Here is an 8,066-nt window from a genome sequence, read left to right on the forward strand (position 1 = left end):
GTTCTTCCCGCGCACCTTGCCTCGTGTTTGCGCGCGGGCCTCCTAGTGCCGGAAATGCCGCGCGCCGGTGAAGACCATCGCCAAGCCATGTTCGTCGGCCGCCGCAATCACCTCCTCGTCGCGCAGCGAGCCGCCAGGCTGGATGACCGCCCTGGCGCCTGCGGCGGCGAGCACGTCGACCCCGTCACGGAAAGGGAAGAAGGCGTCCGAAGCGACGCATGAGCCGGCGAGGTCGAGGCCGGCATTCTCCGCCTTGCTGGCTGCGATGCGCGTCGAGTCGACGCGGCTCATCTGGCCGGCACCGACGCCGAGCGTCATACCGTGGCCGCAGAAGACGATCGCGTTGGATTTGACGAACTTGGCGACACGATAGGCGAAGAGGAGATCATCGATCTGCGCCGCTGTCGGGGCAATCCTGCTGACCACCTTGAGGTCCGCTGCCTGGACGTTGAAGCGGTCGGGCGTCTGCAGCAACAGCCCGCCGCCGACGCGCTTCATTTCCCAGCTGTGATGGACACGAGCCAGGGGCAGTTCGAGCACGCGCAGGTTCTGCTTGCTCGCCAGCAGTGCCCGTGCGGCGGCGGTGAACGCCGGCGCCAGGAGGACCTCGACGAAATGCTTGCGGGTGTTCATCGCTTCCACCACATCGGCGTCCACCGCGCCATTGAAGGCGATGATGCCGCCAAAGGCGGAAGTCGAGTCCGTCTGGAAAGCCTTTTCGTATGCCGTGACGAGCGATGCATCGATGGCAACGCCGCATGGATTGGCGTGCTTGATGATGACGCACGCCGGCGTATCGAATGTCTTGACGCACTCCCATGCGGCGTCGGCGTCGGCAATGTTGTTGTAGGACAGTTCCTTGCCCTGCAACTGGCGATAGTCGGCGATCGCCCCGGCGACGGGGGCCGGGTCGCGGTAGAACGCTGCCCGTTGATGCGGGTTCTCGCCGTACCGAAGCGTCTCGACCCGGTCGAAGGCGACTTGCAGCCGAGCCGGGAAAGCCTGCGGCTGCCCGGCTGAGTCGAGCGAAGTCAGCCAGTTGGCGATCGCCGAATCGTAGCGCGCGGTGTGCACGAAAGCCTTGCTGGCGAGAGAGAAGCGGGTCTCGAGGCTGAGCGCACCGCCGTTGGCCGCCATCTCGCCGAGCAGTTTCGAGTAGTCGTCGGGGTCTGTGACCACCGCCACGCCACCGTAGTTCTTGGCCGCGGAGCGGACCATCGCCGGGCCGCCGATGTCGATGTTCTCGATGGCCTCGTCAAGGGTCACCCCCGCCTTGGCGATGGTTTCGCGGAACGGGTAGAGATTGACACAGACCAAGTCGATTGGCGGGATGCCGTGCCGCTCGAGTGTCGTCATGTGCTCGGGAAGGTCGCGGCGAGCAAGGATGCCCGCGTGGACCTTGGGGTGCAGCGTCTTGACCCGGCCGTCAAGCATTTCTGGGAAACCTGTGTAGTCACCCACTTCGCTGACCGGCAGGCCAGCGTCGCGCAGCATGCGGGCGGTGCCACCCGTCGACAGCAGCCTGACCCCGTGGGCGACGAGTCCTCTGGCGAATTCGAGGGCGCCGTTCTTGTTCGAAAGACTGAGGAGGGCTTGACGGATCTTCATGGCAGTGGGGGCAGCAGGTTGAAAGGGATTCTTGAGGACGCCTGGCGCTGCGCAGCAACTCAGGTGATCAGCCGATGTTGGAGCAGTTTCTTGCGCAAGGTGTTGCGATTGATGCCGAGGATCTCGGCCGCCAGGGTCTGGTTGCCTCCGGCTTGCAGCAGAACGACTTCGAGCATCGGGCGCTCGACGCTGCGGATCACCATCTCGTAGACCGGCACCGATTGCTCGCCTCCGAGCGTATGAAAGTAGTTTTCCAGCGCCTTGCGGACGCAGGTCGCGATGGCGTCGTCGTCGTCATGTACGTGCTTCATGCGGCAAGTTCCTTGCAAGGGGTGTGGCCGCTTGCCACCGCCGGCGGCGGAGTGGCAGGCAGGCGTTCGTTGGTGTCGGCGAGCGCCAGGAAGAAGTCGTTCACCGCCTGTCGCTGTTGCTCGATGCTCGGCAACTGGTTCATGTGGTGACGAAAGAAGGCGGATCCGGGCAGCCCGCGGGTGTACCAGGAAATGTGCTTGCGGGCGATACCGACGCTGGCGCAGCGGCCATAGAACACGTAGACATCGTCCAGATGTCCGAGCAGGACCTCGCGAATCTCGCTGACCCGCGGGGGCAACATGTGGCTGCCCGTCTGCAGGAAGTGCTCGATCTCGCGAAACAGCCAGGGTCGCCCCTGCGCTGCACGACCGATCATCACCGCGTCGGCGCCGGTGCTGGTGAGCACCGAGCGAGCCTTTTCCGGCGAGTCGATGTCACCGTTGGCGATCACCGGGATGCGTGCCGCCGCCTTGACCTGCCTGATCGTCTCGTACTCCGCCTCGCCGCTGTAGCCGCAGGCGCGGGTCCGACCGTGCATTGCCAGCGCCCGCACCCCCGAATCCTCGGCGATCTTCAGGATGCGCAGTGCGTTCCGGTTCTCGCGGTCCCAGCCGGTACGGATCTTCAGCGTCACGGGTGTCCCCGAAACTGCCCTCACCACTGCCTCGAGAATCTGCGCCACCAGCGGCTCGTCCCGCAGCAGCGCGGACCCTGCCATCACGTTACAAATCTTCTTCGCCGGGCAGCCCATGTTGATGTCGATGATCTGCGCTCCGCGGTCGACGTTGTAGCGCGCCGCATCGGCCATCATCAGCGGACTGGCACCGGCGATCTGGACCGAGACCGGTGCCACTTCGCCATGGTGGTCGGCGCGGCGGCGGGTCTTCGCACTGCCATAGAGCAGCGAGTTCGACGTCACCATCTCGGATACCGCCAGACCGGCACCCATGCGCTTGCACAGTTGGCGGAAAGGGCGGTCCGTCACCCCAGCCATTGGCGCGACGAAGAGGTGGTTGCGTAGCGAAAAGCCGAGGAATTGCATGGTGAGCGGGGTCGGGAGCGTGCGTCGGGAGAGCGCGATTCTAACCTGATTCTGCCCCTCGAACGGGCTGTTCGTCGGCACTTCGCCCGCCGCGGTGGCGGCCATGCCGGCCCGTGGCATGCTGGCTCCGACAGGGTCTCCTGGCAGCCTATCGAACCCGCCCCTGCTGCAGGTATGGACACCAGCCGCATGGGCGCGGTCATTGGCAGGGTGAGGGTGAAGCTCGTACCCTCGCCGGGGCAGTTTTCGACCCGGATGGAGACAGCCGATGGGCTGCTGACGCGGTTGGAGACGATGTACAGCCCGAGGTCGCTGCCTCCCTGGCCCATGCGAGTGGTGAAGAACGGTTCGAAGATGTGCTTGATGGTGTTGCCTGGAATGCCGGCACCGTCGTCCAGTCAATGCCGCAGCGAAAGTCGGCCGGTTCGCTGGCCACCCAGACGCGCAGGCCCGCGCTCAGCGCGATCACTGCCGCTTCTGCCAGAGACTGCGGGCGATTCCGGCGATGTCACTACTTGCCGCTTGCGCCAACTCGATGCGCAGTGTGCCCATGTCGGTCCGAGAGGATCAGAACGCAAGCCGGTGGGGCGAGAGCGGCAGGCCGAGGTTGAGTTTGGCCAAGTCCGCGGGCTGCGGCGTACTCCGCGCGCGCTCGGCCCGGCTGCTGGCGGTGGCGGCCAGGCGGCGCTTCAGGCTGGTGTAATCGAGCTTCAGCGCAACCGCCACTTGGGCAACGCCGTTCGGCCCGGCAAGCTCGGTTGCGTGCAACCACAGGTCGCCCGGAATGCGGCCGCCCGACGCGCGGATGCTCCGCCACGCGGCGAGGGTGGCCGCGGTGTCGACCAGTTGCGGGTCGGCAAGGGGAAGGGATGAGGGCATCGGCAGGGCTCCGGATCGGCATGGACGAGCCCCCACGCTACCAGACGCCGCCAGGGATTTCACGCAGGGATCCTGCTTCTCTCTGCCCATCTCGCGTCGCCTCCTGCCTCATCACAGGACGGGCTACTACACGATCTGGAAAGAAAACCAAAGAAGAACCAAGCAGCGAAGAAACACCAGCTCGATATCAGTCTCTCGAAGAACATCCACCCCAAGAACATCCAACTTCACGCCGGCTGACGGCGACCACTTTCAGGTTGGCCGCGACAGGCCACGGAAGGGCGGCAGTTTCATGGCGACGGTGGCCGGTTGCATGGCATCGCCAAGGCCGTCACTTCCGCGGTAGCGGCCATCGCAAAGCAGCGCCGAATGCCTGCCGATGCCACGTGCGACTCGGAACCGGTAGCGGTGGCGAGTCGCGGCACCGCGGCTCCCGCGATGCCGTGCGCCGCCGCAGCGGGCCCGCGATGACTGCATTGCGCGCCCTCAGTGGCGCCAGGCGCGACTGACTATCTCACGGATGACGTGCAGGCGACGGTGGAAGAAGTGGTCTGCACCAGGAATGACGATCACCGGCAGGTCAAGGGGTTTTGCCCATTCGATGACGTTGGCCAGGGGGACGGTGGCGTCCTCGGAGCCGTGAATGACGATCGTGTCTGCCGGTACGGCCCTGGTTTGGTAGCGACGAGCCCCCTCGACGAAACCGGAGGCGGTTCCCACCAGCACCAGTCGTTGTGCAGGATGCCCCAACTCGAGCAAGACCTCGGCGACCCGTGTCTGGACGTAGGCACCGAAGGAGAATCCCGCCAGAGCCACCGGCAGGTTGCCGAAGCGGACCTTGGCTTCCGCCAGGACGGCGAGCAGATCTTCCGCTTCGCCGCGACCATCGTCATGCTTGCCCTCGCTGAGGCCGACGCCACGGAAATTCGGCCGCAAGGCGACGTAGTCGAGATGATTGAAGGTGCGCGCCAGTGTCTGCACCACCTTGTTCGTGTTGCCGCCTCCGAACAGCGGGTGCGGGTGGGCAACGAGCGCAATGCCGCGTGGTGCACCAGGGTTTTCGACCGTGACTTCGATCTTGCCGACGGGTCCGTCGACGAGCAGGTGTTCGGTGGGGAGTTTCACTCCTCAACTTCCTTTCTCTGTCCGCGTCGCGTTCGGGTCGCTGCATCGCTGGTGCCTCCGCTGCGCATTCCCGCCTCCTGAATCGGGTCGCATCCGGACCGGGTTCATGGCTCGCGCAATGGATCGGTGGCTACCGGTCGCGAGGTGTCTGCCAGTTGCCAGACGACCTCGTCATCGACCGCGTACAGGGAGCAAGAGTGGCGAGCAGCGCGCTCGCAGTTGTCGAGCGCTGCCGCCAGCGGGTCGGTACCGCCCTGCGCCCAGCCGACGTTGCCGGTGGTTGCGATGGCGAAGGCGCGCGGCAACGGCAGCGCGAGGAATCTTCGGTAGAACTCACGCCGACGGTCGTCCAGATAAGGCAATGCGTCGCTGTCGCTCAGGTCGGCGTAGCCCGTTCGCTTTGGCTTCGGCGTCGATCCCGGGCTGAAGAGAACTGCGGTCGGCAGTCCGATCTCATGCAGAAAGCGTTCGCTGTCCGGCCACCAGACCGCTACCCCTTGCGGGCTGGCGAACATCGCTCGCGTATCGCCAGCGGCGAAAGGCGCATGGCGGATCAGTTCGGCGCGCCCACCGGCGTCACTAAAGGCGCGCCACATGTCGCCGGGCAACTGACTGTCGGAGGTACCATCGTCGTTCGCGTAGAACCACAGTGATGGCACCGTACTGCTCCGGCCGAAGGCAGCAAAAGCCGCGACCAGCGCCTCTTGCCAGAGGCATCCGGCTGCGCTCGATCGCAGGCCACCGGCAAGATTCAGGATCCCACGCAGGCCGGGGAAGCCCGTCGCAGCCACGGCCATTGCCGCGATGCCGCCTTCCGCCTCGCCGACGAGCAGTATCCGGTCGGGATCGACGTCCGGTCGCAGGCGCACCTCGCGCAGGAAGGCGATGATCGTCTCGGCCTGCAGCCGTGCGTGGCCTTCGATGTTGCAGTTGGGAGCGGCATGGCTGCCGCCGGACTTGGAAAAACCCGGGCGCATCGGGATTGCCACCAGATAGCCGCGCTGCAGGAATTCGCGACTGGCGACGAGATGGCGGACGCGCGGGTCGAAGCGAGGATCACCGGTCGCTCTGCCGTGGTTGATGACGACCAGAGGGAACGGACCGACACCCGGCGGTACGAAGAAGGTCGTCTCGAGTTCGACGCTGGACGAGCCCGTGACGATGGGCAGCATTCGCACCTCTTCGTTTAGGGTCGCAGGCAACTGCGACATCCCGTCAGCGGCCGTCGCCATGGCAATGCTCAACACATACGTCAGCGCTGCCAGAAACAGCTGAACCAGCCAACGTCGCATCATTTCTCCCGGAAGAGGGCCGAGTTGTTCACTGCGGCGACCGGAATCGCCCGCAAGTGCGGTTCGGAACGTTGGCCGGCCCGCCGGCCGCGCCGGCGAGTGTCGCAGCCGGTGCCGCGGCGGGTTGAGCGGGCCTGCCTGGGCATTCAGATGCGCAGGCGCTCGACGACCCGTCCGTGCACCAGATGCTCCTGGATGATCTCCTCGATGTCCTCGTTGTCGACGTAGCTGTACCAGACGCCTTCCGGGTAGACGACCACGACGGGGCCGTTGTCGCAGCGATCAAGGCAGCCCGCCTTGTTGATGCGCACCTTGCCTGCTCCCTTGAGGTGCAGTTCGCCGATCCGGTCCTTGGCGTAGGTCTGCGCCGCTGTCGCGCCGGATTCATTGCAGCAGGTTTCTCCCTCGCCGCGCTGATTGCAGCAGAAAAACACGTGATGCCTGAAATAGGTCATGAAAATGGCCCCTCGGGTTGGGTTTCTGATGACGCTCGGATCTTAACGCAGATCAGCAATGGCCACCCGAAGCGTCAGCCGCTCCGCAGCACTTCTTGCATTTCTTTTCACTGCCACAAGGACAAGGATCGTTGCGGCCGATCCTCGGCCCGCCACAAACTACCGGTGCGGCCACTTGCTGCTCGCCGAGACGAAAATCGTGCCGCTCCACCCCACCAGTCTGCCTGACGCGCCTGACGTTCCGATAGGTGTGAATCTTCGCGACCGATCGTGCGACTTGGTTCATCCACCTCTCGGCACCACCGTGTTTCCTGGTCATATCGAGGCCGTCGTCGGTGCCCAATCGCAGGAAAGGAGTGAACCAGGTCGGTTTGCCAACAGCGAGCCGGCTCCAGTCCTCCTCGCCGAACCGGAAACCAAGAATGAAGCCTTCGCACCACTCGGCCGCACCCCACTGGTTGCGCAGGTTGAACACAGGTTCGAAGGACGCCGGAGTGCCGGAGTGTCCTGGAACGTATGGACCACCTTGTTGTAGTGGCGCGCAAGCAGCGACATGATCCGGTTCAACTGTTCCTTGTTCTCGAACCTGGCTTCGGTCTGGCCTTACTGCATGTCCCACACCCGGGCAGCCACTCTGGTAGGTGTAAAGCGCGTGGGCCGCTGACAATCGCGGTCATGAAGCCTTCCAGTGTCGAGACGTCCATAGCCATGTCCGCAATGGACACGTCGGCCAGGAACTCGTCGAGTTCGATGGGGTCGGGACGCGACAGCGGTTGATTCAGGTGGGTCGGTGTCTGCACACCCGCTGGCGGACCGATCAGCAAAGCGATTCCATTCTCATCGATGGTGTTCAGCACTTCGTCGAGTGCCTCGCGGTCGCTTGGAAACGATTCATCCCAAACGGTCGAGTTCCCGTGTTGATCGACCACTTCCAGAATCCAGCCACCGCCGCCGCTTCTGCAGATATCGATTCGAAACGTCGTGCCATCCCGCGTCACCGATTGGGCGAGCGGGGACAGGCGCGGCGCTTCGTTCTCGTGTGCCGTGCAATGCCCTGGAAGAATGAGATTCGTCGGCTGCCAGCTGAACGTCCGGCCCGGCGCCGCGTGTCTCGCAGGAAGACGGGCAGCGACGGGCAGGTATGGCATGGAGGCTCCCTCGCAGGATTGTACGCGACCGTCATCAGGCCAGTGCACGTGGCGCCGCAAGCGACTGGCGCTGCGTGGTCCCAGTCGCCCCGAACCAAGTCACAGGCGCATCGGGCGTCTGCCGCAGCGCCGTGGTAACCAATCACCCCCCTACCGAGACGGCGGGCAAAGGCGGCATCGGTAGTCCTTGGCGGCCGGCCTGAAG

10 protein-coding genes are annotated in these 8,066 nt (G+C 64.8%); all 10 read right to left on the bottom strand.

Annotated elements, in window-relative coordinates; genetic code table 11:
- Nucleotides 1-42: 42 nt before the first annotated feature.
- Nucleotides 43-1,608, bottom strand: coding sequence for a bifunctional phosphoribosylaminoimidazolecarboxamide formyltransferase/IMP cyclohydrolase (gene purH, locus NFW30_RS05720; RefSeq protein ID WP_295352267.1), 1,566 nt, complete (start codon nt 1,606-1,608; stop codon nt 43-45).
- Nucleotides 1,609-1,667: 59 nt separating this feature from the next.
- A complete protein-coding gene (locus NFW30_RS05725) occupies nt 1,668-1,919 on the bottom strand; it encodes a helix-turn-helix domain-containing protein (RefSeq protein WP_295352269.1) in 252 nt (83 codons plus the stop codon).
- On the bottom strand, nt 1,916-2,962 hold the full coding sequence (dusB, locus tag NFW30_RS05730) for a tRNA dihydrouridine synthase DusB (protein ID WP_295352290.1): 1,047 nt from the start codon (nt 2,960-2,962) through the stop codon (nt 1,916-1,918). The genes NFW30_RS05725 and dusB overlap by 4 nt, the downstream gene beginning before the upstream one ends.
- Nucleotides 2,902-3,360 carry an ATP-binding protein gene (locus NFW30_RS20040; protein ID WP_363322073.1) on the bottom strand — a complete coding sequence of 153 codons (459 nt, stop codon included), beginning with the start codon at nt 3,358-3,360 and terminating at the stop codon, nt 2,902-2,904. The genes dusB and NFW30_RS20040 overlap by 61 nt, the downstream gene beginning before the upstream one ends.
- Before the next feature lie 169 nt (nt 3,361-3,529).
- Nucleotides 3,530-3,841, bottom strand: coding sequence for a hypothetical protein (locus NFW30_RS05735; RefSeq protein ID WP_295352271.1), 312 nt, complete (start codon nt 3,839-3,841; stop codon nt 3,530-3,532).
- A gap of 486 nt (nt 3,842-4,327) precedes the next feature.
- Entirely contained in the window at nt 4,328-4,966 is a 639-nt protein-coding gene (locus NFW30_RS05740; RefSeq protein WP_295352273.1) for an alpha/beta hydrolase, read from the bottom strand.
- A 104-nt stretch (nt 4,967-5,070) separates the two neighbouring features.
- Nucleotides 5,071-6,138, bottom strand: a complete 1,068-nt coding sequence (locus tag NFW30_RS05745; RefSeq protein WP_295352275.1) for a dienelactone hydrolase — start codon at nt 6,136-6,138, stop codon at nt 5,071-5,073.
- Nucleotides 6,139-6,404: 266 nt separating this feature from the next.
- Complete coding sequence (locus tag NFW30_RS05750; protein WP_295352277.1) at nt 6,405-6,713, bottom strand: NAD(P)H-dependent oxidoreductase subunit E; 309 nt, start codon at nt 6,711-6,713, stop codon at nt 6,405-6,407.
- Nucleotides 6,714-6,765: 52 nt separating this feature from the next.
- Nucleotides 6,766-7,332, bottom strand: a complete 567-nt coding sequence (locus tag NFW30_RS05755; RefSeq protein ID WP_363322072.1) for a UPF0149 family protein — start codon at nt 7,330-7,332, stop codon at nt 6,766-6,768.
- Complete coding sequence (locus tag NFW30_RS05760; RefSeq protein WP_295352284.1) at nt 7,277-7,861, bottom strand: UPF0149 family protein; 585 nt, start codon at nt 7,859-7,861, stop codon at nt 7,277-7,279. The genes NFW30_RS05755 and NFW30_RS05760 overlap by 56 nt, the downstream gene beginning before the upstream one ends.
- Between the last annotated feature and the right edge of the window lie 205 nt (nt 7,862-8,066).

Source organism: Accumulibacter sp., from assembly GCF_023806635.1.
GTDB lineage: Bacteria > Pseudomonadota > Gammaproteobacteria > Burkholderiales > Rhodocyclaceae > Accumulibacter.